The organism is Pedobacter ginsengisoli (assembly GCF_002736205.1).
Lineage (GTDB): Bacteria > Bacteroidota > Bacteroidia > Sphingobacteriales > Sphingobacteriaceae > Pedobacter > Pedobacter ginsengisoli_A.
Genome location: NZ_CP024091.1, coordinates 1,481,139 through 1,506,785 on the forward strand (window position 1 = coordinate 1,481,139; position 25,647 = coordinate 1,506,785).

Here is a 25,647-nt window from a genome sequence, read left to right on the forward strand (position 1 = left end):
TTGCCCTGTAAATTTAAAAGCAGCGGCAATTATGCAGATTAAAACCTTAACAGAAGAGCGGCCCTTAACGTTCAAGACTGGGCTTATAGAGAAGATCAAAAACACCATCAAATCAGATGATGTAACCCGCACACAATGGCTTCGGCTTCTGAGTTCAGAAGTCAGAAAGCTGCTAAGGATTTTATCAGGTACGCTGCAGGATCTGCATATTAAAGGTGTGCTTGCCTATGAAAAGATAGGTGAAATATTCTATTGGCAGGCCTCACCATGTATTAGATGAGTGAATTCATAAATCCTTGAACAATTATAGAAGTTACCATGATCAATCAAAGTGATAATAGGAAGAAGAGTGGACGACCCAAAGCAACTCAAAAAAAGAATGTTAATATAACAGTGAGCTGTAATATCATTGAAAAGAAACTGATTCAGGATTGCGCCAGAAAAGTGAACACCAGTGTTTCAGTCTACCTCAGGGAGCTTGGTTTAAAAGGAACAGTCAGGATAAAATTGAAGACCCTTCCTAAAGAGGTTCTTCAATTTACCGGAACACTTTATCACATCGCTGCCATCCTCAGCCCGATTGCCCGCAAACGCAATTCAGCCGAAGATCTGAACTTGATAGACAGGGTTTTGATCAATCAGGAAATGAGGGCAATTCAACAGGTGGTAGAAGAAATAAAAGCTTATTTGAAATGATAGGGAAAATATCCACAGGAAGAAATTTTCGGGGTTGCCTTCGCTACCTGCATGAGGGCCGTTTACAGGAGAGCGAGGAACTTCAGCTGGAAGAAATGGCAAGAAAACAGGCTGAAGTGATTCATTATAACAAGTGCTTTGGCACTAGGGAACAGGTCGCCAAGCAACTGGTAGAAGTGCAGGGTCTTAATCCAAAGCTGTTAAAGCCTGTGCTTCATGCTTCATTTAGCTTTGCCTATGCGGATGCTGCATTGCTGACCAAACAGCAAAAAGTAGATATCGCCATAGCAATGTCGGAAGAGTTTGGATTTGATCAAAATCAGTTTATCGTCATTACCCATGCGGATACTGTACATGAGCACATCCATATTTTGGTGAACCGGGTTGGTTATGATGGTAAGACGGTCAACGATAGCAACAGCTATAAGCGAATGGCGCAATTTTGCCGCGATATGGAAAAGAGGTACAAACTGACTCCTGTTTTAAGTCCTAACCGCTTTTTAGCATCCGGGGAGCGGATGGCTATAGGTAAAAGGGTAGACCATAGAAAGGAATTGCTCAAGAAAACCTTAGTATGGGCGATCAGCGAATCCGGGACCATCGAGACGGTAAAGATCAGAATGCAAGAACGGGGCTACCACGTACATCTGGGCAGGGGCATCACCTTCACGGACAAGCAACAAGTAAGGTTCAATGGGAGCCAGGTCGGGTATAGCCTGGCAGATATCAATGCTCAACTTATTCGTCAGCGAAGGATTGCCCAGCAGGAAAAACAGCAGCAAATGAGATTAAGGGAGCAGACGAAATCAGAAAAATTAACAGGTAAAAAAACTAAAGGGAGATCAATTTAAATCAATTCTTATGGACTTAGATGAAACTTCATTAAAGGAAATTTTGCAAGAGCTGCTGGAGAATGGCAAGACAATGCAAAAAGTAATAGGCGATCTGGAAGAGCACTTGGCAGAAAATGAAAATCAGCTCAAAACCTTAATCGAGGGTAATAGAGAATTAATCGCCAGTTTTGAGCATAAGTACGAAACGATAGAAGTCAAAGCACCACCAGTAGATCTTTCTCAAGTTAATCTCGCCATTATCAAAGGGTTTGTTGGGATTAATCAGGCGATAGAAAAAGGGCCAAAGCCAATCATCAGACAGATCAGGTTTACTTTATTTCCGGAACAGGTACGAGCACCTGAATATTATCATGCGATGATGCGGGGGCTGGTCTGGATAATATTGGGATCACTGTTTATGATACTTACTTACCTGCTCATCAACAGATGCATTTAAATAGGGGCAGACGAATTATATAATTGCAGAAAGTGGAAAATTAAATGGAAAATATGAGATAATACCAGCCCGCATTTGCAGCCTGCAAAAACCGGAGGCTTTTGCTTTGGTGTTTAAGGGGTTAGTTGTCCGTTTATCGTGCTGTCGATCTACGACTTATTTAGGGGGCAGTTGAAATGAGGCCAATTCTGGCAGCCTCGGTTCTCTCTACTCATACAACCAATTTTAGTTTTCATGTTAGTCAGGCTGTGAATATTAGCGGGTATATTTCTACATTACTCTATAGCTATAGAAGCGGCCTCAATTACTTTATCTATAATTCAATAATCACATTAACGTAAGCCGGGGGGTGATACCATCGGTTGGATTTTGTGTATATGTTTTGACCACCAAGAGATTGGTCGGCAATCTCTTGTTTTAGAATTAGTAATATGTTATTTCGTTTTATTCAAAAATAACAAGCCGCCCATATTGGTATATAGTTTAAGCGAAGCCTGCTATTCTATTTCTAATAATACAAGTGAGCCATCGATCGTATCGTCTGGACAGACTTAGTGAGTGCATTTTGCCTCACCCTATGGCTGTAAAAGCAGCCTCATTATTTCTATACAAACAGCCTGTTATTCCGAGGTATTCGCAAAAAGATAAGCCATCCCAGATGACGTATCTCTCAAACCAAACCTACCATTCTAGCCCTGATAATATGAGAGGACTGACCTCAGTGTCTTATGTTTAACACCTACCTGACGTAACGGAATTACAATAGAGCATTGTATATTGCTTTCAAAATGAAATGAAAAACAATTCAGTGGGTGCAGTATTGCCCCACCCTACGGCTGTACAAGCAGCCTCCAACATTAAATCTTATCAAAGAACGATCCTGTCTAAATATCTCTTATTCCACTACCAGTTGAATCCCTGCCCTGTCCGCTTTATACGCAATTTTTTCTTTGAGGCTATAATAACTCCAGTTCTGCAGCAAGAATGGATCATCCTTGGCGATTTCTTCTTTTAGTTCCTGATTAACCAGGATAAGTGTTGCTGCCTCATGCTTGACACACAGGTCTATCAGCATGCGGCTATATACATGGAGCTTATAATCAATATACTTTCTTTCCTGATGCTGATAATCTTCCAGACTTTTCTTTTTTCGCTTTTTGCCATGACCACCCCGGTTAAAGGTAACGGCTTTCTTTACCCGGTAGATCGCTGCTTGTATGGCCAGTCTGCGATGCAGGAACTCTTCCTTGTTGCCAATGGTATGTTCATGGCTGCCGATTTTAACGGTAACGGGATGCCCAATAGATAAGGAAGCTTCGGCAATGACAGAGGTATCCAAATGATGCTGTTCCTTTTCGGTCTCAATGGCAGCCAGCAGGTAGATTTTACCCTGATCCAGCTGAATATGACTAGACCGGAGTTTTAGGGTGCCATTTAGTACCCTGTTCAGCATGATCTTTTTATCTGATCTGTCTTTACCCAGATAGGTTTTGAAGGGAATCTGAAAGAGCCTAAAGCAAAAGTTCCGTCCATCTGGCGCATGACTAAGCTTTGAAATCACTTCAGCCCCGAAAGGTAAAGGAATATTCTTTTTATAATTCCTCAGTGACTTTTCACCCTTCCAATAGGCCAGCTTTTCTTTGTTGAAAGTGGAAATCAGCGTGTTGTTTAGGTAACTTAGCATGTTTGTTGGAATCTGTCCCTTAAAGTGGTTAGATAACAGCCTGTAGGTGGTGTTTTGCCTGGAGGATTTTAAAATTCCGTTCTCTTCTTTCTTCTGGTCAGCAATTTTAAGCTGGATTTCCTCGGTTAAATAAAAGAAATCTTTAACCTGTTCCTGCACGAAATGATGGCTCATGATCATATTGGCTGCACGGAAACATATCCGCTGCCAGCTATAGAGCTGATCTTTTGCTGCTTTGATGACTTCCTTGTCCTGGGAGTCAATCAGCAGCTGAATCTTACGGGTTAGGATCATGGTCTGTTTTTCCATTAGTTTTTTAGCCTTTTGATTTTGGTACAAGCCTGTGCAAAGCTTTGCTGAATGTGCTGCTGACTTAAATTTAATTGTCTGGCGATCTCTTCAAAGCTGTACTGGAGTTCATAGCGCATGTGCAGGATCCTGAACTGCTCTTCGCAGAGGTCACCTTCGAATTTGAACTTGCTGGTTTTTCCCGTGACCTGCAGCTTTTCTGAACTGGTCAGAATGGACTTTAAGGTTTCCAGCGTTTTTTCTACCGTTCTGGCTACCTGATAGTCAGAGATGCCACCAATATGCCAGGCGATGCGCTCATAGTTGAAGGCGTATTTCAGGCAGAGTTTGATAAACAATTGCTGATTTTCGGTGAGGTTGGGAATGACTGCTTCAACTTGCTGCCATTGCAGCCTCAGGCGCTCATCAAGTTCTTCCTGATAGATGACGGCATCGGGATCCAATTCTTCTTCGGGATCATAACCTCCTATGAATTCCTGGTAGTTTTCGATTTCATCAAGCCGGAGCATGTTCCGCTGGAAATTGTGACTGGATGTTTTGTAGTAGGCCTTGCAAGCTTGGATGGTAGTTTCAGTCAAGAAGGTTTCGATGTGGGTTGGGTTGAGGATACTGTTCCTAACTAGCCAAAGACGAAGGAAGGCCTCGCTAACGATGCAGTCTGCGTTGACCTCATCCTTAATGTACCGCTGTCTTTTGCGAAATAATGATGGATAGAGGCGATTATAAAAGTACTCCAACCCTTTTTCATCACCCTGGCTAAATTTGTGGAAATAATGGTGTTCATTAGTTAGCTTATTGTTTCTCATATCTCGTATAGTATACGAGTCTGTCTGTAGATCACGAAAATACAAGGCGTGAAACCCACTTGCCGTCTTAGAGGCCCTGAGAAGCCTTGGATACGGATAAGCAGGCCCACGCCTATGACGTGAGCACTACACTTACCTCTCGTATCCTATGAAATTCTCAGGTTTCTAAGACGAGACTCAAAGTGCGAATGCTTCTAATATTTTGAAGTAAACGCTAAAAATAATTTTTTTATTTAATCATTACTCAAATTTAATTAAAATTGGATAAAATTACAAACGATTAATTCTTTTTTAATTACTAATCGTTCTTTTTTTAAAACCTAGCGTTTCCGATTAACGATTTTAGCTATTCAAAATAATAATATGGCTGAATGGAAAAATGTTAAGGACGAACCCGAAAAAGATCTTTCGTCTGTAGGTGCATTATTCGAAACTGGCAAAATAAAAAGGATGTACGACATTTCTGAGTTATATCCAACCAAAATTATAAAGTTGCTCGGAATTAATTCTGAACGGTATTCTATAAAGCTTTCTAATCCAGAAAAATTCACTATTTCCGAAGTTCTTAGATTGGCTTATATTTTTAACATTGATCCGAACCTCATTCTGAATGTTATACAACCTGAGGTAGAAAAGCAAATAATTTCTAAGATCGAGTTTCAAAAAAATAGATATAAATCTTAAAATAGGGTAAAGTCTCTCTAAACTGGAGTCGCTTATGTGTCTACACAAGTTACAACACCAGTAATAAACCTGTTCTTGTTAAACCTAGACTGAACGATTCCCAAAGCCTGATACTAGTTTTTGCGGAAAACGGTTGTGTAATTTATATCAATGCAATTAATAAAACTATTTGATTTTGTATTATCCTAGTGGTCCCATTTGGTTAACGAAAGAAGACCAATACGGAAGGAAGACGATGGTCTTAAGATAGTTGTGGAATTAGTACTTTGACTCAGGCTGGACCACATGAGATATAGTATGTTCGAGAATCAGTGTTCTAATAATTTCCCTAATATGAAATGGCCTGACCGAACCCAAAATTTTTGAAATATTGGCACAATTGCCCTGATATTTGTCATAGTTACCCCTCATTACCTAAGCGGTATTTTAGGAACTTAGTGTTAATGGAAATTATCCATTCTTAAAACTTAGAATCATGACAGCTAAAAATCCATTTGTCTGGACAGAAATCAGTGTAAACGATTTGGCCAGAGCTAAGAAATTTTACGAAACGGTATTGCAGGTTGAACTAGTTGAACTGCCTCCACCTGATATTATGAAAGTAGATAAAGACGACCCTTGCTTTTTTGAAATGCTGGCATTTCCGGCAGATATGATGGGTACTGGAAGTAGTGGTACTCTGGTTAAATCTAACATGAGCAAACCGGGACCAGGGGGTACATTTGTTTATTTCCATGCCGACGATTGCGCGGTGGAGCTTTCAAGAGTTGAGGCTGCAGGAGGCAAGGTGGTTTTTGAAAAAATGTCGCTTGGTGAATATGGTTTTTGCTGTGCTGCCGAAGATACAGAGGGTAACCATATTGGTTTTCATTCTATGAAATAATATATAATCGCTGCTCGATTGTGGGCAGCGCTATTTTTTTGTTTTAGCCGTTTTAGGCTTAGGCTCTGGAAGTGCTACTGCAGTAATTTTTACCAGTTCGCTCAACCATTCTCTGTCTTCCAGCTGTTCTTCGATCAGAAAGCTGGGTTTTGCTCCAGGATAGGGTGGAGCTTCTACAACATTTCCTATAAATTGCCTTCCGGCTTCTGTAGGTTTAATAAATAGCTTGTTGTCGCAAACCAATGCAAAGATTTTTTGATCTGCATACAGGCCGTATTCTCCAAACATTTTCTTGCTGGTGATTGTTCCTGCTCCTTGTATTTGGTCAACAATAAAGTCAACAAATTTCTGATCTGATGCCATGGTTTATATCATACTTGCTGATATGAAGATAGTTTCTTTTATGAACATTTGGACGAAATTACATTTTGCAATGTATCATATGTATACGAATTACCATATTTTATCAAAGTAAAAATATGCTCATACTAGCTTTGCTGAAACATATTTAAAATAGAAGAGGTGAGCAATTTAAAACCATATGAGATGGCAGCTTATGAAGCAAGTTTGAAAATCGCAAGGGATAATTATAGCCACGATGAAACGATTAGGAAAGAGAGTAGGCATGAGGGAGATTTGGAAATTGCCATAACACTTATTACAAAAGGCTACAGGTCTATCTAAAGAAGAGATCGAAAAATTATAAACTTTACAATCTCTTCTGTTCAAATGAAAAAACTTAAGGTTTTGAAATAACCGTTATTGCGTTACTGTAAGCAGTTACACCCGGATTATAAAGGCATTGCAACATAGCGGCTCCGTTTTCAAAAGTTCCTTCTTGTGTTACAGTTACTTCATAGCTTACGTCGGACCTTCCTGAAGGTAAAAAATCCATAAACAGCTGCTGACCTGTGTCCCTTACTGACCGGTAATATTGCATCCGGTCTTGATATTGTTGACCACTATTTGCATCTACTGGTTCAAATACACCTGCACGCTTATCTTCCAGTTGTACAAAGCGCAGGTTCACAGCTGTTTCTATAGTCAATACAATTTTAATCCTTTCGCCTAATTTTAAGATAGGTTTATCTGAAAGTGGAGTCCAGGTGTTCTTCTGCTTATCATAACTAAACAAAGTTTTCTTCAGTTTTACCTTATTATTAGCCTCATCTGCTGGCGCTTCAGTACTGAAGTAATGCCATGTAATACCGCCACTAACGGCATTGTTTGCAGATAATGTAACTGGAGATACTTTGTTCAGGCTAATGAATTGGTTGCGTTGTCCGGCTAAAAGACCATTTGAGCTGCTCATCTGCTTGCCGGCAATATGAGCAGAAACAGAATCGGATACAAAACTGGCTTTAATCATTGCGGACTCCTTAAGCATATCGATAGCTGCCGCAGTACCTGTGGTTGTGCGCCAACTATAATCCTGCTTGGCCGACAGCATCCATTTACTTAACCCATCAGCAACCCTTGTATTTTGCCCGGCCTCAGTAAAGGCCTCATAAAGCATTGCAATGGTTTCTTCTTTTGAATGGCTCAAATCATCACCATCCGAAATTTCTTTCCAGCGCATTCCATTTCGTTCGTCGTTTATTGCCCGTTGTTGTATGTTACTAAGCTGAGCAAGAGCCTTTTTATAAATCTGATTATCTGGAGTCGAATATTTTAATGACACAATGATCCATAAGGCCTGGTCATATAAACGTCTCTTGTTTATGTCTTTTTCGGCAAGTTCAAGAGTCGCGTTTATTTTTTTGATGACAGCAGGACTAAGGGGGTATTGCTTTTTCCAGAATGACCGCGAGTAGGTACAAAAAAGGTTATCATATGTATTGTTTGTAATGTACGACGAATCGATATATGAAATTAATCGTCGTATAAAATTTGAATGCTTTTGATAATCATTCGATTCCCATCCTTGCTGATTTAATTTACCAAATCCCCTTAATACATAATTGGATATCCAGATATTGCTTTTTCCACCTTCAAACCACGGAAGCGCTCCATAGAAATCTTGCATAGCATACAGCTTTTCTAAATGGCTGGAAATTATAGACTTGTTACTGATGGTATCAAGAACCTGATACAGTTGCTTTTGCTGTTTAGTGGTTTGATTTGCCAGATTCAACCAAGGCATTGCCGCTTCAGTCAGTTCGTCTGGAAGTTTACGTTCAGTAGTGTCTGAAACCTGCTGTGCACCTATTTTAAATGATTTTGAAAGCTCAGGCTGAGTACGCATTAGCTGGTTTGCGGTTATCCGGGCGTATAGCTTATTAAATACCTGTTCAGAACAGTTGAATGAATAATTAGCTAAAAATGGTAAAGAGTTGATTAATGCTGCCTGCGGTTTACTATCTACATAGAGACTAAGGCCATACAAATCTGCATCATCTGGTAGCTTGGGTGCCTGCACCAAAGTGTCTTTCCTTGAAAACACAAGGGGCACCTGCTTGCGCATAAATACCTTTTTAGGTAGTATCGGTAAAGTGTGCTCTTCAGCATCGGCCAGTGAGCCTCCGCTTACATTAGTTATAATTGTCAACGGGTTCAACTGATCTTCGGGTACTTTAAATGCAAAACCTGCTGTTTCAGTTATCTTTCCCGCTACTTTAATAACTTTAAGGGCAGGCTCTTTGAGTATTTTTGCTGTTAAGTCTTCACCGCTAACTGCATCCTCTATTTTACAGCTAAATTTGACATCCATTGCAGCACTATCCAGATTACTGATCCTGCTTTTTAGAACTATTTCATCGCCCTGGTATAATAGTCGTGGCATGTTAGGTTGAACCATCAGGTCTAACCGCGTATTTAGTTTTCGCTCTGCATAGGCGAATAGGCCACTTTTTGTGTGTGCCAGAAGCTTCCAGTTCCATGCAGTGGCTGTTTGAGGCATGGTAAAGCTAAAGGTGTACAGTCCGTTTTTATCAGCGTATAGCTTTGGATAAAAGAACGCCGTTTCATTGAAATCTTTACGTACCATTGGATGTGGCTCCGGGGAAGCTGGAAGTACGATCTTCCCTTTGGTGCTAATGATTAATAGGCCATTTGCAGCTTTTGAACCATAGATAGCAGTGGCATCGGCACCTTTTAATACCATAGCATCGGTTGCTGAAGCCGCATCAAAATCCTTTAATGAGCCTGCATACGGAACACCATCTAGTATGATGAGAGGCTGCGCATTCTCAACAAGTGAGTTTATGCCCTTTACGACAATTGTACTCCCGGTAGTAACGTATCTTGGTACATCAGCTATGTTAAGTCCAGCTACTTTACCTTGCAGCAGCTTTTCTTCAAAATCTAGATCGCTCATCGGTGTTATAGGCAATCCTGCTACACGGCCACTTAGTTGTTGCAACATAGCATCAGCTTCATATTCATCAATGAATTCGTTTTGATTATTGAAACCTTTATTAGGTGTCCAAGGGTAATAATTGTGGTTGACATCGTTAATTCTTCGGCTCCAGCCATCACGTAGATGCCCGCTAAAATAACGGTTGCCAGGTATGATCCACTGATGAGCAGCAAGCTTGTCTAATGCAGCATCATACATGCCCGTCATAATTTGTGCTGCAATATTTTGTTTGTCTGTTTTTACCGATACCATAAAAGTTTCCTTTGTACCTGGAGCCAGTACTTTTCTGTATTTTTCTATAATGATTTCGGGTTTTGCTGAAGGAGGGGGAACAAGATAGATGTTTTGGTCGTCGCGGTACAATTTATTGTTTAGTACATAAGCCTTTGTTATAACAACTGACTCTAATGCATCTTTTGGTACTGTGAAACTATACACCTGCATTCCCTTGGCTTGATACTGTGTGTGATAGGTGGTTTTTACTACAATACTCTGTTTCTGGCGAACATAGTATGTTAGCCCGTATATGACATAAGCGCTGTCTATAGTAGCAGTTTGGTAATCCAGTTTATCCCCCGGTTTGGCTGTATTGAGGGATAGGTAATTAAAGTCATCAGCATAACCTGGATTTTCCCTTTGTTCGGTATCAAATACGTCAAAACGGAAACTATAAAGGCCTGATAATTCTCCGGAATGGCTTGAGGTTGCTATGAACTCATACTCGCCAGCTTTGAGTAATGTTTTGTCTAATTGAAATTGAACTGTACTATCTATTGGTATAGTTTTTTCAAGAACTAATTTCTTTTCCAATCTTGTCTTTTGAAGGGATTCTTCATTTGGAAACCATGCTTTTAATTGATCTTTAGTATATAGCCATTGATCTATAGTTTCGCTACGAGTGGTATCGGGAACAACAATATTTTGAAAAATGCTGATATGAACCTCCTTGACTTTGAATTTGCTGTTTTCTGTTTTTGCAGTGATGTTTAGCTTTGGTAGGTTTTTTCTATCGTACTGATTTGCTGCAGGAATTTGAATATTAATAGGCCATGAAGACGTGTAGAATGTATTTTCCTGGCTGGTGCTTTCGCCAGTGGCTTCTGTAGCCGTTGCCGATAATCTGTAGCTGATAACCAATTCCTTATCAGGGTTATTAAGGTTTTTCTTTGGTAGGTTTACATCAATTACTTTTATCACTAACATGCCTTTTTCATCAGTATAACCAAGGGTATCTGTTACTATGGGATTAATATATATATTATTTCCAAAGTAATTAGACTCTCTTATTACCTGATACGCAATTTTTACATGGTTAAGATCTGCACCGCTCAGTGATTTCACTTTAATCTTTACCTCAAAAGGCTCGCCTGGCAATGGGGCATCCGCAGGCTTTTCCATTGTTATTTCCATTGTAGGCCGTTTGTATTCCTCAACCTTAAAATCACCATTATCACCATCTATTACATCACCACCAATAAACCATCTTCCGGTCATTCCGTTTTTTGGAATAAGGAAAGAACCAGAAAAGCTACCATAATTATCAGGGATAAGCTTTACAGAATCAACTGTTCTGTAATTAGGATCCTTTAATTTTAATATGGGTTTATTTTGGGCCAGCCAGTTCTTGAAATATTTGTTTGCTTTACTGAAGATGATGTTTTCACCTGTTGAAGGATCTCTGCTAAGCATAACGATTTTGTATTGTAAACGCTGCCCCGGCCGATAAATTCCCCTGTCGGTATAAATTTGTAATCTTGCCTGATTGTCATAGAACTCTTCCAGATCATCGTAATCTTCCGTATTATATATCTCACGAGGCAATCTGTCTTTCGTTTTATTAAAGTTATGTATTAGGGTATCTTTGCCAGAAATGAACATAAATTCTTTAGAATCAGGTCGCGACTTTATGGGTATAAAGCCTTTAGCATTAGAGCTAATTTGCTCAGTTGTGTGAGTAGGGAGAAGCTCTGTTGCTTTCACCCCGCTCATCGGGAAACCCGTTTTTCTGTTTAACAATATAAATTGATCCCTAGTGTTAACAACAGCAATGTCAGAAATCTGAAACTGAATGTATTCCATCTGGCTCAGATTAGCTGTGTCTTTAATTTTAGTAGGTGAAAAAACTAGATTATAGCGCCCCAGAGGTAAACTGTCCAGCTTTAGGTAAAGGGCATGTTTGTCGAAATCATCAGCTCCGGCAGGTAAGAGGAAGCTGGAATCACGGATTGCAGGACGGTTTAGCAGAACCTCCATTCGTTCTCTTTTTAAGCTTGAAATTTCTTCTTTGACGCCAATTTTAACGATACGGTAATGGATTTTTTGTACACTCCGGTATTTTACAGTGAGCAAGATTGGTGTAGTAGTCATCTGCAGATTTGTAACTTGAATCCTGATCTCTGGGTTTTTAATCTTTTTAAGTAAGTTTTCTAATGTTTTTTTATAGAGAGGAACCTCATTTAAAACGTTTTGATGTTGCTCATACAATTGGACTGCCTGCTTAAGCTTGCCTTTGTATTGAATATCAAATTTTTGTCCGTATTTGATACCATTATAGTATTGTTGCTGAAATAAATAAAAGGCTGCTGTAGCCTTTATACTATTGAAAGGAGAGGATAAGTTTTTTTGAAGATAAGCTGTCCAGGAGTTTGACAACAAGTTGGGCATCCTGGAATAGAGATAATATTTGGCCAGCATCTGAATATATTGCAGTTCTTCAGGTTTTGAGTTGTGTTTACGCATCCAAAGTGCATAAATATCCATCAAATTTGAATGGATTTTGGCGGTGTCTAATGAAGATTGCAATGCAGACTGGAAGCTTTTGGGTTCAGATGTTATGAGTGTATGAATATCTTGATCGGACAGCTTAAGGGTATTGGGTTTTCCAGCTTCGAACCCGATACGCTCAGCAAGAGCTATGTCTGGAAGATCGGCTTTGAATAGTAATTTCTCGGCATTGGATGAGAGCCACGACATATCTGTGTTTTTACTCGGTATGGCTGAGCTGCTAAGCCGAAATGCTTCTTTGAAATGATATTTAACTAAACTGTCGCGTTGGGGTACATTCATAGCACCGTAATTGGCCTGAAGATTCTTTGTTTCGAAAGTACTAGGTCGAAATTTTAAGTATCTGCGCTCAAATAAAAATATTCTACGTGCCTGTATCAGGTGCATAGTAGTTTTTAGCAAGGGCGATGATTTTTTGTCGAAAAGTAAACTATCTATAAAAGCACTATTCCTGAAGTACAAGCTATCCTCGGTCTTTAAGTCCTTAATAAGCATGGTGTAATACCAGCATCGCGCTAAATCGATATTATTACCGGTTCGGATTGACTCTTCCTTTTTCTTATTGACAGTATTTAGTGTTTCTTCCAGCTGATTTTTTGTTTTTATTGAGGTTTCAATTTTTGTCCAAACAGAATCGGTAGGGTTGGTTTGCGCAAATGCAATTGAAGTGTTAAAAAAAGTGAATAGTGTGCAGGCAAGGATAAGGCGCATATGAGAAACGGTAATTGGTATTATGCAATTTAGTAATTTGAAATTCACTTTTCATACTTAAAATCAAGAAGATGGTAATGTACAGAATTGCATTTTGCGAGAGCAGATTCTGGTCGCCTTTACCATATTTTATAAATGTAAAAGTCAGCAAAACAGTTAATTTTACTGATTTGTGTTTTAATTAATAATTAAATAAATGCTCTTGCTAGCTTTGCAGAAACATATTTGAATTAACAGGGGTGAGCAATTTAAACCCAGATGAAATGGCTGCTTATGAAGCAAGTTTGAAAATTGCAAGGGATAATTATAGTCACGATGAAACGATTAGGAAAGAGGGAGAGCTGAAGGGGAAGCTAGAAGGAAAACTGGAAGAAAAGCGTGAAACTCCTATAAAACTTATTTCCATCAATATTCCTATTGAGAAGATTGATGAAATAACAGGTCTTCCCATAGAGGAGATTGAAAAATTATAATCTATAATCTTTCAATGATAATAAAATCTGTTAGGTCAATAGTTTTTCATACGCCAATCTGGAACTGCCTCTGAAAAATACTTCGCCACAATACACATATCCTGCTTTCTCAAAAACATGTTTCATTGCGCCATTATCAAAGTTAGTGTCGGCTTTAACGCTATTTATGTTGTTGTTTCGTGCAAAATCCTCTATATAGTTCAGCATCTTACCCGACAGTCCTTTCCTAAGATGATCTTCGGAAATTGCGACTCTGTGAAAAACTACAAAATTATCATCAGTTAACCATTTTCCTTTTATTTCTGCATATGCAGGTTCATCATTGATTAGAATTGCGCAATATCCTGCTATGCTATCACCATCGGCTAGTACAAATCCAGCATCTTGTTCTATATCTTTTTCAACAATTTGAGGATTTGGATAACCGTCCTGCCATTGGTTACTTCCATCTTCTTTTCTGCGTTGAATTGCATTTTGTAAGATCACCCATATTTGCGGTAAATCATTTAACGTTGCTTTTCTAAAAATGTATTCCATATTGGTGCAAAGTTTACTAAATATATCCAGATGTAAGTGCAGAAAATTTTATATTAGACTTACCAATTACAAACTCTCATGAAAATCTCCAAAAAGAAGTTTATTGTCTTGCTTTTATGCTCGCTGATACCCTCAATAGGGGTATGTGCCCAGGTACTGCCAGATTCTGTCATGAAAAAAGTAGACGGTTTATTTGCGAAATGGAATACACCAAACACGCCAGGTTGCGTGATTGGAATTGTGCGTAATGATTCGCTGATTTATGCAAAAGGCTATGGTTTGGCCAATATGGAGTATGGAATACCAAATACGCCCGAAACGATTTATCATATGGCATCTATTTCCAAGCAATTTACTGCTTATGCAATTGTTTTGCTGGCTCAACAGGGAAAACTAAAGTTAGATGATGATGTTCGTAAGTATCTTTCCTGGTTCCCGGATCTGAAAGAAAAAATAACGATCAGGCACCTGCTAAATCATACCAGTGGTGTCAGAGATCAGTGGCAATTGCTGGCGATATCGGGCACCAGACTTGACGATGTAATTAAACAGGAGCATATTGTTAAATTGCTTAGTAAGCAAAGGGCGTTAAACTTTAAACCTGGAGATCATTATACTTACTCAAACAGTGGTTTTACCATGCTGGCAGAAATTGTAAAATCTGTTACGGGCAAAACACTTAGACAGTTTACGGATTCTCTCATTTTTAAGCCTCTGGGTATGAGCAATACCCACTTTCATGATGATTACACGGAGGTGGTGAAAAACCGATCATACTCATATTTTCCTCGTGAGGGTGGTGGTTTTGGTAATAGTGTTTTATCTTATTCTAATGTAGGAGCAACCAGTTTATTTACCAATGTGAATGATTTGTCGAAATGGTTGATAAACTTTTACAATCCTAAGGCGGGTACAGCAGAAGATATTAAATTATTGACGCAAAAAGGTAAGCTGAACAATGGTGTAGAATCATCATACGCATTGGGAATTGTTGTAAAAGAATTTAAAGGCTGGAGGCAGTACACCCATAATGGTGCCGATGCAGGCTACAGAACATTCGCGACTAGCTTTCCTGATCTGAAAATGGGCTTTATTATTTTTAGCAATGTTGGAGATTTTGATATCGGCCGAAAGGGTGATGAATTAGTTAGTCTTTTTGTTAAAGATATCACCAAAAAAGTAAATAACACTGTTGCATTGGTAATTGACACCAGTAAGGCGGTTTTAGACGATGTAGCAAGGGCTGCAAAATTCTCTGGTAATTATATTGCTGATGATGGCACCCAGTTTAATTTTAAATTAGACTATCAGAAACTATATTGGGAAAGGTATGGGCATACCGATCTTTTGTTAAAAGCGGGAAAAGATACTTTTATGGTAGCTGATGCGCCCAATGTTAAGTTTCTGTTTGATATAGCAAGCAGCAAAGAAACCCAGGTAAAACAATGGTGGCCAGACGGAAAACGTTCTTTGTTAAAGTATTCACCAACTGCCAACCTTACAGATAAGCAATTGCAAGCCTACGCAGGTACTTATTATTGCCCTGAGCTGGATTGTAAATATGGTATTGTGCTAAAAGGTAAAGATTTGATACTGACCAATAGCAAGTATGAGGATACTAAGCTACAGCTTATTGGAATGGATCATCTGCGCAGTAATTTCTGGTGGATGGGTCATTTGAAGGTATTACGTGACAATAAAAATCAGATCGCAGGTTTTGAAGTCAATGATGGCAGGGTAATGCATTTGAGGTTTAATAAAATATAACACCCCCCTAAAATGTTGGAGGTGTTGGTTTAAGGTCAGAATCAAGAAAGTCATTGATCATTGGTATTATCCAATTCATGTGTTGCATCATGCCAATATGGGTTGTGCCTGGTATAATGGCTAGTCGGGATTTAGGCACCCCATGTATATCACCCATTTTGCCTCCGCCTTTGGCGCGAAATAGCTCTAATGCGTGTTCATGTCGAACTCCATCAGCATCACCAATAGCCATAAATATTGGAGCTTTTATATTTTTTACTTCTTTTGACCAGTCATAAGGCTTAAGATCTATACTGAGAACCTTTTTTACATACTGCGGAAAAAGTTTAGGGTCGTTGCCCAGACTGTCATATTGTTTTTCAATAGGAGAACCTTTGAACATATCTGCAGTCATAGTAGCAAAACTTGCCTCTACATCTGGCCACCATCCATCATGTTTATATGTGCCCGACAAAATTATAAGTCGTCGAACCTGCTCAGGATGGCGCACAGCAACCTGAAAGGCCACTCCGCCACCCATGCTGTATCCTAAAATGTCTACACTATCTATTTTGAGGTGCTTAAGTAAGCCAGAAACATCATCCGCCATATTTTCGTAGCTAAACTCTCTCGGTATATCCTTTGTACGACCATGACCTTGCATTTCTGCCACAATTACTTTCCTGTTTTTGGCAAACTGGGGTATAATGTGCGACCAGTTTAAAGGGATATTCATAAATGAGCCATGTAGCAATACCAGTGGTTTACCACTTCCGTAGACTTCGTAATACATTTTTAATCCGTTTACATCTGCATAGCCGCTGTCATCTGGTTTAATTTTTTGGTCGGCACCATTTTCTTTTACTTCTTTTGAAATGGTTTGCCCGTCTTTACTGGAGGGTTGGCAAGATGCAACTGCCACTATAATTGTAGCAATTGCGAGATAAGTTATTATGTGCTTTTTCATATCGTAAGGTTTTTTACAATACAAATCTAGAAACCAGATGTTTTTCAACTGCTGTATATATACGACAATAATAGGGGCAAAATACGACAGTTAAGGTTAAAATCTTCCAACTAAACCTCGCTCTTTGCCAGAATGCATTGTGTTATTGTAATTTCTAACGGCTTGCCATATCATAGGTATAAACTTACTTAGTTGAGTAGTCATGTTCCTTTGATAATTCTCGATAGAGCCAGCAGGACTATCAGGTATATCGAGGTCAAATTGATGAAAAGTAGTTCTAAAAAAGGTTCCGGTATCAGTTACAAAATCCAGATCGTAGATAGGCATATCTGTCATCTCATGTACCCGGCTTAATTTTTCGACAGCCATTTTGTTTTTATTGACTAAGTAAAATTCTTGAATAGGAGATGCCTTAATTGCTATTGGCTTATAGCTGTCACATTCGCTAAATTGTTGTATGTAAGTTGTTTTGTCTTTTAGCCATAATAGGTATTTGGTAATGTTATCGGAGCAACCACCGATGTTATAATTACTCATCATACCTCCATATGAGTAATAGATAATCATATCTTTTATACCGTAATCTTTTAAAAAAATAATTTTATCGGCTAATTTTTCGCCGTGCGACCCATACGCCATTCCCCAATATTTTTGAGGTAAGAAACTCCGGTTATTTGTTTTTTTGTCAATTTCCCAAGCGGTATTCCCTGCGTTTATTAAAACATTATGCCACTTATAATCGTGTACTTCTTCTTTATTATTTAAAATCAAGTCAATAGCTTGATTATAAAATAATATTGCCTTTTCATTTTCTTTTAGCGCCTTTAACGAATCAGCCCGATTAACCAAAATGTTGAAATTTTGAGCATGACTAGAAAAGGAGAGAAATAGAAGCAAATACAATAACGCACTTAAGAATAGCTTGTTTTTAAGTTTCATAGCGCAAAGCGTAAGGGATGTTTTTAAAAATAACCCTCATTAAAATTAAGTATATAGTATTAGGATTCATATTGTTTTTGCTGATTTTAAGTAGCTATAAAATCAATTCATTAAACTTCGGTTATATTTCGTTATATTAGAGTTGTAACCAACTAATCATGAAAAAGTTAACGCTCAGGATCCTTACAGTTGCTTTACTGCTATTTCTCTCTTTTACCAAACTTTCTGCGCAAAACACAAATTCTACTTCGTTTTAAGGTGTTTGGGAACTAACTCAATTGGCATCAAACAATTCCGAAACCCGTGGAGTAGTTCCGGGAATATTAAAAGTTTTTGAGGCTGGCGGTAAGTTTTTTAATCTGCGTGTTACTCAATCTGGATCTTTAATAAACCATAAGGGTAACTATGTAGTTAACGATGCTGATACCTATTCTGAAATAATTAAAAACGAAGCAGATGATGTTAAATATTCCTTAGCCGGAAAGACCTATAAACTGAGGTATAAGTTTAGCGATGATAAAATGTTACTCGTTTTAAAAGGAATGTTGGAAGGAAAAGAAGGGGTTAAAAGTGTTGAGTTTACAGAAGTATGGAAAAGGGTAAGTACGAAATAACTTAATGTAAAAAGAAAATATATAATAGTTATTTGACAATGAGCAGGTTGGTTGTAAATCTATTTATGAGGTAGATTTATTATAAATCATCTTAATCTCTCAGTATGAAACTATTCAAGCTGCTCTCTCTTGTAGCAATTGCCGGTTTGTTGGTTACTGGAAGTATGACCAGTAGAAATCATCATCTGCTTTTTTCAGATAGTGCCCATGCGGGCATTCTGTCTCTGGAACTTACCAGATCTAACAGTGTTCAGTATAAGATTTTTTCGGAATGGAACCGGCCACAGAACTATGTGTTTGTGCGAGATTGGACAAATCCTGAAGATTCAATAATGGTAACTGATACCATGACGCCTGGCAGTAAAGCTAAATATAGTGAGCCGGGGCTGAAGATTAAGGGGGTAGACGCTGCAGAAAGACAAACTCATGCCGACTATTGGTTTATTCTTTTTTATGTGTTTGGTCTGATTTTACTGTTCTGGCATTATCATCAGAATATCTACCCTTCAAAAGACAGAATTAAAAACTGGCAGTTCTGGCTGTTTTCGGGAGCTGTGGTGTTAAGTGGTTTGTTGGATTTTATTGAAAATCACTATATTCTTGAATCTATAGATCTTTTTAATAGATTAAACCCACAAAATCCATCTCCCGATAACCTCAGCGAGTTTGTAGAATCAGGTGTAGCAGAAAATGTTTTTTACCCGGCATTGTTTAAATGCATACTGCTAGCCGGCACACTGTTTGGTTTTGCCTGGAGTATTAGCTTTTTTAAACGGATAACAGGTTGGCTTTCTGGTTTATCTGGCAATTTTTTATTTGGTTTACGTTTAGGGTGGACCTTCAGAATTGTACTGATGGTACTTTTTGTTTTGTTCGGTTTTTTAATCCTTTCTGATCAGGGACAGGACTTGCTGATTACCATTAATACTTCATCATTTGGAACCATCATCTTTCTATTTTCTACCTCGGTTTTAGCGGCACTGAACTGGTATTTGCCTAAACTGTATGCCGGTGGCTTTACTGATTTGCTGCTAAAAGTGCCAAAGGGCTTTCTGATACCCGAAAAAAATTCGGTTGATTATGCCCGTCTGCTAGGTGTGCTTACATTTTTAATTCCGGCCGTAGGCATACTCAAAACAATGCAACAGTATCATATGCCTTATCTTTTAGATGATGTTCCGGTAATGGTAATATTGCTTGTTACGCTGGTTAGTTATCAGCAGATATTAAAATATAATTCGCTGGATTCCTTTTTTGCTCCCCGGGGTGTGTTTTCATCTTTTAGGTATTGGATGGTTATGGCTTTGTTTTTTTGCCTGATGATGATTTTCCCGTATATTAAAGATAATGATGTGGAGCAGCATGGGCGCATTTCTTACCTTGCTCTTGACCTGTTCTTATTATCCTTCGCTTTCCTTATTTCTGTAACCTACCGTACAAAAATTGCGCTTGTGCAGAATATTGAGGTTGCAAAAGTTGTACTTATTGCCGGCTTGTTGCTGGCACTTGTATTTATTCTTTTTAACATACCACCAATACTCTTTGCACTTACGGCTAAGTTTAGGTTTTTTACGCTGGCCATTGCTATTGCCGCCTTAATCTGTTATGCGTTAATATTCTCTTACCTGCTTGTTTTAGGAAAACGGACCAAAGTGCAATGGATCACATTTATTTTGCTTGTAGGTTTTATAGTTTCTTATATGAAAATGAGCGATTTTCATAAGGTGCATACTGTTATAGCTAAAGGCAATGATCCAGTTTCATTAGAAACTCATATAGGCAATTGGCTTAAGCATAGACGCGCGGAGATTGCAGCGTACAAGGCAATTCACAACAGGCCATATCCTGTGTTTTTTGTAAATTCTTACGGAGGCGGGATAAGGGCCTCGGTATGGGCAACAATGGTGGTTGGCGAATTGGATTTACGTGTTCTTACCTTAAAAGGCAGTAACCGGATTAGTAATGATTTTCAGCACCATGTATTTTCTTTTTCGGGGGCATCTGGTGGAACTATAGGTTTTTCTCTTTTATCGGCAGATAGACTTAACGTAAAGGATAGTATTGCATCAGCTAAACTTTCTCCTGATAGCACCAGGGTTTATAAGTACGATTATCTTACGGCAAATGTAGTGGGGATTTTTGGAAGAGATGTGTTTATGACCGTGATTGGGGGCAATTGGTATGATGATCGCTCACGCTTACAGGAGAGGGGCTTTGAAGGCGTATTGTGTGATAAGTTTGGAATGGATTATAGTGTTCCGTTAAGAGAGGCATGGAAAAAAGAAAACTTAGACTTACCTCTGCTTTTCTCTAATACCTATGATATTAATACGGGTAAGAAGGGTATTGTGGCTCCGGTGCTGTTAAATAAGACTGATTTTCCAGGTTGTGTTTTTATACAGGATCTGATGAAGGCAGAGAAGCTTGATCTGCCACTTTCTGCTGCTGCTTTCTTGAGTGCGCGTTTTCCATATGTATGCCCGACAGGAAAATTTGATGAGAAACATCATTTTACGGATGGTGGAACGCTTGAAAATTCCGGCGCAGAAACTTCGAGACAGGTGATTACAGTATTTGAACGGGTACTTGCTAAACCGGAGTTTGCTGATCTTGCCGTTAGCATAAATATTCTTTCAATTTCTAATAGTATACTGACTGTTGAGTATCCTACCCAGGATAGGAATTTGTATGAGGTAGTGGCGCCGGCATTGGGAATTTTGCAGACCATAAGTAGTAATGCACTTAGGGCCGATACCATTAACAGTGTGATTGCTGCGCAAAATAAAATGAAAAACTGGAGCTACAATAAAATTCAGCCTACACGGGAAATGATTGCGAAAAATTGGCCTGTATTGCCATTAGGTTGGCAAATATCAGACGAAGCGCTGGAGGTAATGAAAAAGAGTTTACACGATCAGAAGGCTAAGATTGATACTGTATTACTTGCTTTTGGCACTAAATATTAACCATTAATATATCTCATGTTATGACTGCGCTATCTAAATTAAACTATGTAAATGTTGGTAAACACGGCACTTTTTCTCCAACCGGAAACCAGCTTTTTGACACCACCTCGGCTGATGTAGACAAGATTTTTGAATCGCTAAAAGATGGCGATCGTTTGTTGCTTTATTTTCATGGAGGCCTGGTTAATATAAAAAGCGGAATGGATACTGCTGAACGTATTACGCGATATGTAACTACGGGTACGCAATCGCATCCGGTAAGTTTTGTATGGGAAACCGGCCTGATAGAAACATTAACGCAGAACCTTGATGTAATATGGAGTTCTGAATTTTTTAAGCGTTTGCTGGTAAAAGTAATTAAGGTTGCCGGAAAGAACCTGGGAATTGATGTGAAAGGCTTGGATGGAAGTAAGGGTGTAGGAGGAATGAGGGATGAGGAGATTTGGGACCAACTGAAACGGGCTGAACCTTTTGAGGATACAGTAGAGGTTACGGGTAAGCGATCTGTATCACTAAAATGGGTTGGAGATGATGATTTAGATGAGCTGGATGATATTATTGGCAAAGAGATTAAGGCAGATATGGAGGAAGAGATTGAGAGCGACCAACTGTTGATTGATGCCGCAACGGCTGAGAAACCACCATTGGAGGCAGATTTGATGCGCAATACTATTGCCGGAACTAAAACCCAGGGCGAAAAAGGAATTTTAAGCCTTGCCAAGCTGATTACTGCTGCTGTAAAGATTGTGGTTGCAGTGGTTAGGAGGTATATGAAAAAAAGAAATCATGATTTTTATCCCACTGTTGTAGAGGAGATATTCAGGGAGATTTATATTGCTGATATAGGCACTTTATTGTGGGGGTTGATGCAAGCCAAAGCTAAGGATATGTGGAAAGAGGATAGTTTTACAGGAAATCCGGAAGGCTACCATGCCGGAAGCTATTTTTTAAAGAAGATCATAGATTTTCAGGCTACCGGAGCTAAGCTTACTATCGATTTGGTTGGGCACTCGGCCGGATCTATTGCCATATGTGAGCTGGTAGATGCGGTGGTGAAAAGGAAAATGGATATTAAGTTCAGACACGTGATTTTCATGGCACCGGCATGCAGGTGCGAACTTTTCGCCGACACTTTATTGAAAAACAGGGGCATAATGGAAGATTTCAGAATCTTCACCATGTCGGATGAGTATGAGAAAAAAGATCATCTGGTTCCCGTAATCTATCCAAGGTCTTTGCTGTATCTAATCTCAGGCATACTTGAAAAGGATAGTTTTGATGCCTATGTGCTGGGCTTACAAAGGCATATTACGGGAAGGGTACCATATGATAATGAGGAGGTATTAAATAACATTAAGGCTTTTGTAGAGGAAAAGGGGCATGTAGTTTACGCTGTTACTGAGCCTGGTGCGGCTGAGGGACACATTTCTGGCTCAACGAAACATGGGAATTTTGATAACGATAAGGAGACCACGTTGGATAGTATAGTTAGTATAATTAAATAGTTATGGCCAATGATCTTGATTTTGCGGTTGTTATAGGCGTTGAATATTACCAGCAAAACACGCCATTAGGCGGTCCGCATAGCGATACCGAGAAGTTTATGGATTGGTTGCTTGATCCTAACGGCGGAGGTTTGCCTCGGGATGCTACTGACCCTAAAAGTAGCCCGAATGTATTGAAGCTGCTCTCTACACCAACATATACGCCACGGAAGGATGATCTTGACCTTTGGCTTGATGAGAAGATGAATGGCATTGTTAAAGGCAACCAGGGTGCCCGCAGGTTTTACTTCTATTTTTCGGGACACGGCATTGGGGTAACTCAGAAGAATTCGGCTTTGCTATTTCCACTATGGACCAGAACTAACAGGAATTATGCACTGTCGTCTGAAAAATACCTTGATGAACTCCTTAAAAAAGGGATTTTTAAGGAAATCTATTTCTTTATGGATTGTTGTCGCAATAGAATTGCCGGTGTTGAAGGCCTTGCGCCAACCTGGAGCTCTCCGCTGCCTGCAAGTGGTGCTGTAGATTATTTGCTTTATTATGCAACGGAATTTGATACAGCAGCGTTTGAAAAACCGGTGATAGGTCAGGAAGAAGGGCTGAACAATGGTTTGCCACGCGGGCTTTTTACTGAGGTATTGATAAATGGTTTGAGAGGCGCAGCGGCGGGAAGGAATGGGAAGCTGAGTATTGGAAATCTGTTGTCGTATGTTAAACTAAAGTTACCTGAGCTGGCAAGTGCCCATAATGAAACACAGATACCTAAAGCGATGCTTTCGCTGGATCCGGATCATGAGATTTGCGGGCCTTTTCAGAAAAAAATTGCGGTTACCATAACTTTTAAGGTACCTGGTGGTAAAGTGATTCTTGAAGATGCTGATCTGGAGGTTGTTTTGGAAGAGGATACGGCTGTAGGTTTCTGGAACCTGAACCTGAGTAGAGGACAGTATTTTCTGAGAGCAGAAGGCCAGCAGGAAGGAATGAAAATTTTTGTTGATGGCATTACTAACCAATACGTTTATGGCTAAGAAAATTTCAAAGGCAGCTAATTATGCGCGTTTTTCTTTTCAGATTCAAAATAGGGCGCTTGCACCTTTTACTCATTTAAAGCTTTTTAATGGGTATAATGAAGAGGTGGGCAAATGCTATGGCGATATGGATATGGAGATTCCACAGGGTCTTTATCAGCTCAGGATAGAGATGAATGATTTTGTGGAGGATAGAAATTACAGGGTGGAAGCTGGTAGTCAAGTTAATGATGAAATAATTGATTTTAAACTGAACTCTGCCATTCCTGTTTATGGTTTTAGTTCAACGCACGAATATTTCTCTAACCCGGCTGAGGAGTGGAGCAGAAAATCATCGGTAACAGGTTTAGGAGTAAGCGGTAGTTCCCTGTTTTTGTTTTTGAGCTATTCTGAAGAGGATAAGCCATTTGATATGGGTTTTATTGAAGCTGGATATTTCTCTCTGCTGGATGCGGACAGAAAACTTAAATACAGGTTAAGGATTGATCGTGTTAAACTGGAAACAGGGAGAAATGAGAATGCCGGAGTATTTTTTGCTTCAGTGTGCTTTACTGATGAGATGAGCGCTGGTCAGTATTATCTGATATATCGAAGCCCTGATCTGAAACGTGAAATTCCGGTTTATGTTTATCAGGACTGGCAAACACAGGTTTTTATCAGGGTTAGAGATTTCCCAATCTTTGCCAGTACAAGGATTTCGCTTTCGAAGAATGGTTTCATGAGAAATGATGAAGACATGCTACAGCTTGATGCAATGATCTCGAAATTGCACAATGGAATGTACGTGCTTCCGGCCAACCTTATGGTTAATGATGTGAATGGAAAATGGGAAAATCCCATGCTGGGTATTATGGCATGTTACATGTTTCTGTTATCAGACATTACTGATGGAAATTACCTTTACCTTAAGATGTTGACTAGTTTGGAAGCTTCGATTGTAAATATTCATGAATCGCCGGATATGGCAGCCCTGAGGTTAATGGGAGCTGTTTTATTCAACAGTGCTATTCCTGAGGAGCCGCTTTCTGCCCCTTGCATGCTTGCTGTTGGTCTTAATGTATTTTTAAAACAATCTATGGCATACCCACATTTGATTGAAGCAGATGGTTTGGTTGAAAAGATATTTCCACGTTTGGTAAAAGAGTCTGTTTATACCATGTATGAGCCCTTGCCGCAAACATTTTTTGTAGTAAACGAAAAGGTAGAAAATACGGTAAAGAAAATTACAAAGGGAATTAAATTTATAGATAAACTGGCTAAAGGAGTGAGCTGGCTTATTCAGAGAAACAGGGTGCCCACTATGGCCGGAGCAGCCCCTATCTCTGTTCCATCTGTAACAACAGCAGTGGAGGCAACTGATGATTGGGTAAGTTCATCGATTATAAGTCAGCTTTCGCATATTTCTACTGATCCTGATCAGCTTGATATTGCGGCAATTGCACAGCAGTTGCAGGTTACTACAAATACAGTAAAGAAAACGCTTGGTGTATTGAAGGAAAAAGGGGCAATAAAAGAGCTTGGATCTGCAGTGCTTGAACATGTAGATAAAAAAGAATTGAGGCAGGCAGTTGCGGATATAAGTGCTAAGATTGATACACTGCTTAAAGATGAGTAGTTCCCTATAGGTGTTATTTGACAATGTATAATACTTATATGGGAACGAA

19 protein-coding genes and 1 pseudogene are annotated in these 25,647 nt (G+C 39.2%); 13 read left to right on the forward strand and 7 right to left on the reverse strand.

Annotation, left to right across the window (positions count from 1 at the left end; genetic code table 11):
• The first annotated feature begins 31 nt into the window (after nucleotides 1-31).
• The 4 genes from CPT03_RS06055 to CPT03_RS06070 are packed head-to-tail and all read left to right on the forward strand — an operon-like array spanning nucleotide 32 to nucleotide 1,986.
• Entirely contained in the window at nucleotides 32-280 is a 249-nt protein-coding gene (locus CPT03_RS06055; RefSeq protein ID WP_099437995.1) for a DNA-binding protein, read from the forward strand.
• Between the two features lie 38 nt (nucleotides 281-318).
• Nucleotides 319-696 (forward strand): plasmid mobilization protein, encoded by a 378-nt coding sequence (locus CPT03_RS06060; protein WP_099437996.1) that lies wholly within the window; start codon nucleotides 319-321, stop codon nucleotides 694-696.
• Nucleotides 693-1,547, forward strand: coding sequence for a relaxase/mobilization nuclease domain-containing protein (locus CPT03_RS06065; protein WP_099437997.1), 855 nt, complete (start codon nucleotides 693-695; stop codon nucleotides 1,545-1,547). The genes CPT03_RS06060 and CPT03_RS06065 overlap by 4 nt, the downstream gene beginning before the upstream one ends.
• Nucleotides 1,548-1,557: 10 nt before the next feature.
• Complete coding sequence (locus CPT03_RS06070) at nucleotides 1,558-1,986, forward strand: hypothetical protein (RefSeq protein ID WP_099437998.1); 429 nt, start codon at nucleotides 1,558-1,560, stop codon at nucleotides 1,984-1,986.
• 895 nt (nucleotides 1,987-2,881) lie between these two features.
• Here CPT03_RS06070 and CPT03_RS06075 read toward each other — a convergent pair.
• Both CPT03_RS06075 and CPT03_RS06080 read right to left on the reverse strand, forming a co-directional pair.
• Nucleotides 2,882-3,979 (reverse strand): hypothetical protein, encoded by a 1,098-nt coding sequence (locus CPT03_RS06075; RefSeq protein ID WP_099441029.1) that lies wholly within the window; start codon nucleotides 3,977-3,979, stop codon nucleotides 2,882-2,884.
• Entirely contained in the window at nucleotides 3,979-4,785 is an 807-nt protein-coding gene (locus CPT03_RS06080) for a sigma factor-like helix-turn-helix DNA-binding protein (protein ID WP_099437999.1), read from the reverse strand. The genes CPT03_RS06075 and CPT03_RS06080 overlap by 1 nt, the downstream gene beginning before the upstream one ends.
• A gap of 363 nt (nucleotides 4,786-5,148) precedes the next feature.
• Here CPT03_RS06080 and CPT03_RS06085 point away from each other — a divergent pair, with 363 nt between their 5' ends.
• Entirely contained in the window at nucleotides 5,149-5,469 is a 321-nt protein-coding gene (locus CPT03_RS06085) for a hypothetical protein (protein ID WP_099438000.1), read from the forward strand.
• A gap of 475 nt (nucleotides 5,470-5,944) precedes the next feature.
• A complete protein-coding gene (locus CPT03_RS06090) occupies nucleotides 5,945-6,352 on the forward strand; it encodes a VOC family protein (RefSeq protein WP_099438001.1) in 408 nt (135 codons plus the stop codon).
• 30 nt (nucleotides 6,353-6,382) lie between these two features.
• On the opposite strand, the gene CPT03_RS06095 is transcribed toward CPT03_RS06090, so the two are convergent.
• On the reverse strand, nucleotides 6,383-6,715 hold the full coding sequence (locus CPT03_RS06095; protein ID WP_099438002.1) for a TfoX/Sxy family protein: 333 nt from the start codon (nucleotides 6,713-6,715) through the stop codon (nucleotides 6,383-6,385).
• Between the two features lie 376 nt (nucleotides 6,716-7,091).
• The gene (locus CPT03_RS06100; protein WP_172954143.1) at nucleotides 7,092-13,253 is read right to left on the reverse strand and encodes an MG2 domain-containing protein; all 6,162 of its coding nucleotides are present in this window, start codon (nucleotides 13,251-13,253) and stop codon (nucleotides 7,092-7,094) included.
• A 215-nt stretch (nucleotides 13,254-13,468) separates the two neighbouring features.
• On the opposite strand from CPT03_RS06100, the gene CPT03_RS06105 reads away from it, so the two are divergent.
• Nucleotides 13,469-13,678, forward strand: a complete 210-nt coding sequence (locus CPT03_RS06105; RefSeq protein ID WP_157766367.1) for a hypothetical protein — start codon at nucleotides 13,469-13,471, stop codon at nucleotides 13,676-13,678.
• A gap of 30 nt (nucleotides 13,679-13,708) precedes the next feature.
• Here CPT03_RS06105 and CPT03_RS06110 read toward each other — a convergent pair whose 3' ends face one another.
• Entirely contained in the window at nucleotides 13,709-14,215 is a 507-nt protein-coding gene (locus CPT03_RS06110; RefSeq protein ID WP_099438005.1) for a GNAT family N-acetyltransferase, read from the reverse strand.
• 78 nt (nucleotides 14,216-14,293) lie between these two features.
• Between CPT03_RS06110 and CPT03_RS06115 the strand changes: the two genes are divergently transcribed.
• The gene (locus CPT03_RS06115) at nucleotides 14,294-15,982 is read left to right on the forward strand and encodes a serine hydrolase domain-containing protein (RefSeq protein WP_099438006.1); all 1,689 of its coding nucleotides are present in this window, start codon (nucleotides 14,294-14,296) and stop codon (nucleotides 15,980-15,982) included.
• Between the two features lie 7 nt (nucleotides 15,983-15,989).
• On the opposite strand, the gene CPT03_RS06120 is transcribed toward CPT03_RS06115, so the two are convergent.
• Together CPT03_RS06120 and CPT03_RS06125 are read right to left on the reverse strand one after the other, a co-directional pair.
• Complete coding sequence (locus tag CPT03_RS06120; RefSeq protein ID WP_099438007.1) at nucleotides 15,990-16,928, reverse strand: alpha/beta fold hydrolase; 939 nt, start codon at nucleotides 16,926-16,928, stop codon at nucleotides 15,990-15,992.
• A 96-nt stretch (nucleotides 16,929-17,024) separates the two neighbouring features.
• Nucleotides 17,025-17,867 (reverse strand): hypothetical protein, encoded by an 843-nt coding sequence (locus CPT03_RS06125; protein ID WP_099438008.1) that lies wholly within the window; start codon nucleotides 17,865-17,867, stop codon nucleotides 17,025-17,027.
• Between the two features lie 269 nt (nucleotides 17,868-18,136).
• Between CPT03_RS06125 and CPT03_RS06130 the strand changes: the two are divergent.
• The 5 genes and pseudogenes from CPT03_RS06130 to CPT03_RS06150 all read left to right on the forward strand — a co-directional run.
• A pseudogene (locus CPT03_RS06130) lies at nucleotides 18,137-18,481 on the forward strand (DUF4488 domain-containing protein); the annotation flags it as partial.
• Nucleotides 18,482-18,585: 104 nt separating this feature from the next.
• A complete protein-coding gene (locus CPT03_RS06135) occupies nucleotides 18,586-21,447 on the forward strand; it encodes a hypothetical protein (protein WP_099438010.1) in 2,862 nt (953 codons plus the stop codon).
• 20 nt (nucleotides 21,448-21,467) lie between these two features.
• Nucleotides 21,468-22,952 (forward strand): hypothetical protein, encoded by a 1,485-nt coding sequence (locus CPT03_RS06140; protein WP_099438011.1) that lies wholly within the window; start codon nucleotides 21,468-21,470, stop codon nucleotides 22,950-22,952.
• 2 nt (nucleotides 22,953-22,954) lie between these two features.
• Nucleotides 22,955-23,983: a caspase family protein gene (locus tag CPT03_RS06145; protein WP_099438012.1), complete on the forward strand. Its 1,029-nt coding sequence runs from the start codon at nucleotides 22,955-22,957 to the stop codon at nucleotides 23,981-23,983.
• Nucleotides 23,976-25,598, forward strand: a complete 1,623-nt coding sequence (locus tag CPT03_RS06150) for a hypothetical protein (RefSeq protein ID WP_099438013.1) — start codon at nucleotides 23,976-23,978, stop codon at nucleotides 25,596-25,598. The genes CPT03_RS06145 and CPT03_RS06150 overlap by 8 nt, the downstream gene beginning before the upstream one ends.
• The last annotated feature ends 49 nt before the right edge of the window (nucleotides 25,599-25,647 follow it).

Coding starts and splice junctions, on each gene's coding strand:
- CPT03_RS06055 (WP_099437995.1), top strand. CDS start 32: ATGCAGATTAAAACCTTAACAGAAGAGCGGCCCTTAACGTTCAAGACT.
- CPT03_RS06060 (WP_099437996.1), top strand. CDS start 319: ATGATCAATCAAAGTGATAATAGGAAGAAGAGTGGACGACCCAAAGCA.
- CPT03_RS06065 (WP_099437997.1), top strand. CDS start 693: ATGATAGGGAAAATATCCACAGGAAGAAATTTTCGGGGTTGCCTTCGC.
- CPT03_RS06070 (WP_099437998.1), top strand. CDS start 1,558: ATGGACTTAGATGAAACTTCATTAAAGGAAATTTTGCAAGAGCTGCTG.
- CPT03_RS06075 (WP_099441029.1), bottom strand. CDS start 3,979: ATGGAAAAACAGACCATGATCCTAACCCGTAAGATTCAGCTGCTGATT.
- CPT03_RS06080 (WP_099437999.1), bottom strand. CDS start 4,785: ATGAGAAACAATAAGCTAACTAATGAACACCATTATTTCCACAAATTT.
- CPT03_RS06085 (WP_099438000.1), top strand. CDS start 5,149: ATGGCTGAATGGAAAAATGTTAAGGACGAACCCGAAAAAGATCTTTCG.
- CPT03_RS06090 (WP_099438001.1), top strand. CDS start 5,945: ATGACAGCTAAAAATCCATTTGTCTGGACAGAAATCAGTGTAAACGAT.
- CPT03_RS06095 (WP_099438002.1), bottom strand. CDS start 6,715: ATGGCATCAGATCAGAAATTTGTTGACTTTATTGTTGACCAAATACAA.
- CPT03_RS06105 (WP_157766367.1), top strand. CDS start 13,469: ATGGCTGCTTATGAAGCAAGTTTGAAAATTGCAAGGGATAATTATAGT.
- CPT03_RS06110 (WP_099438005.1), bottom strand. CDS start 14,215: ATGGAATACATTTTTAGAAAAGCAACGTTAAATGATTTACCGCAAATA.
- CPT03_RS06115 (WP_099438006.1), top strand. CDS start 14,294: ATGAAAATCTCCAAAAAGAAGTTTATTGTCTTGCTTTTATGCTCGCTG.
- CPT03_RS06120 (WP_099438007.1), bottom strand. CDS start 16,928: ATGAAAAAGCACATAATAACTTATCTCGCAATTGCTACAATTATAGTG.
- CPT03_RS06125 (WP_099438008.1), bottom strand. CDS start 17,867: ATGAAACTTAAAAACAAGCTATTCTTAAGTGCGTTATTGTATTTGCTT.
- CPT03_RS06135 (WP_099438010.1), top strand. CDS start 18,586: ATGAAACTATTCAAGCTGCTCTCTCTTGTAGCAATTGCCGGTTTGTTG.
- CPT03_RS06140 (WP_099438011.1), top strand. CDS start 21,468: ATGACTGCGCTATCTAAATTAAACTATGTAAATGTTGGTAAACACGGC.
- CPT03_RS06145 (WP_099438012.1), top strand. CDS start 22,955: ATGGCCAATGATCTTGATTTTGCGGTTGTTATAGGCGTTGAATATTAC.
- CPT03_RS06150 (WP_099438013.1), top strand. CDS start 23,976: ATGGCTAAGAAAATTTCAAAGGCAGCTAATTATGCGCGTTTTTCTTTT.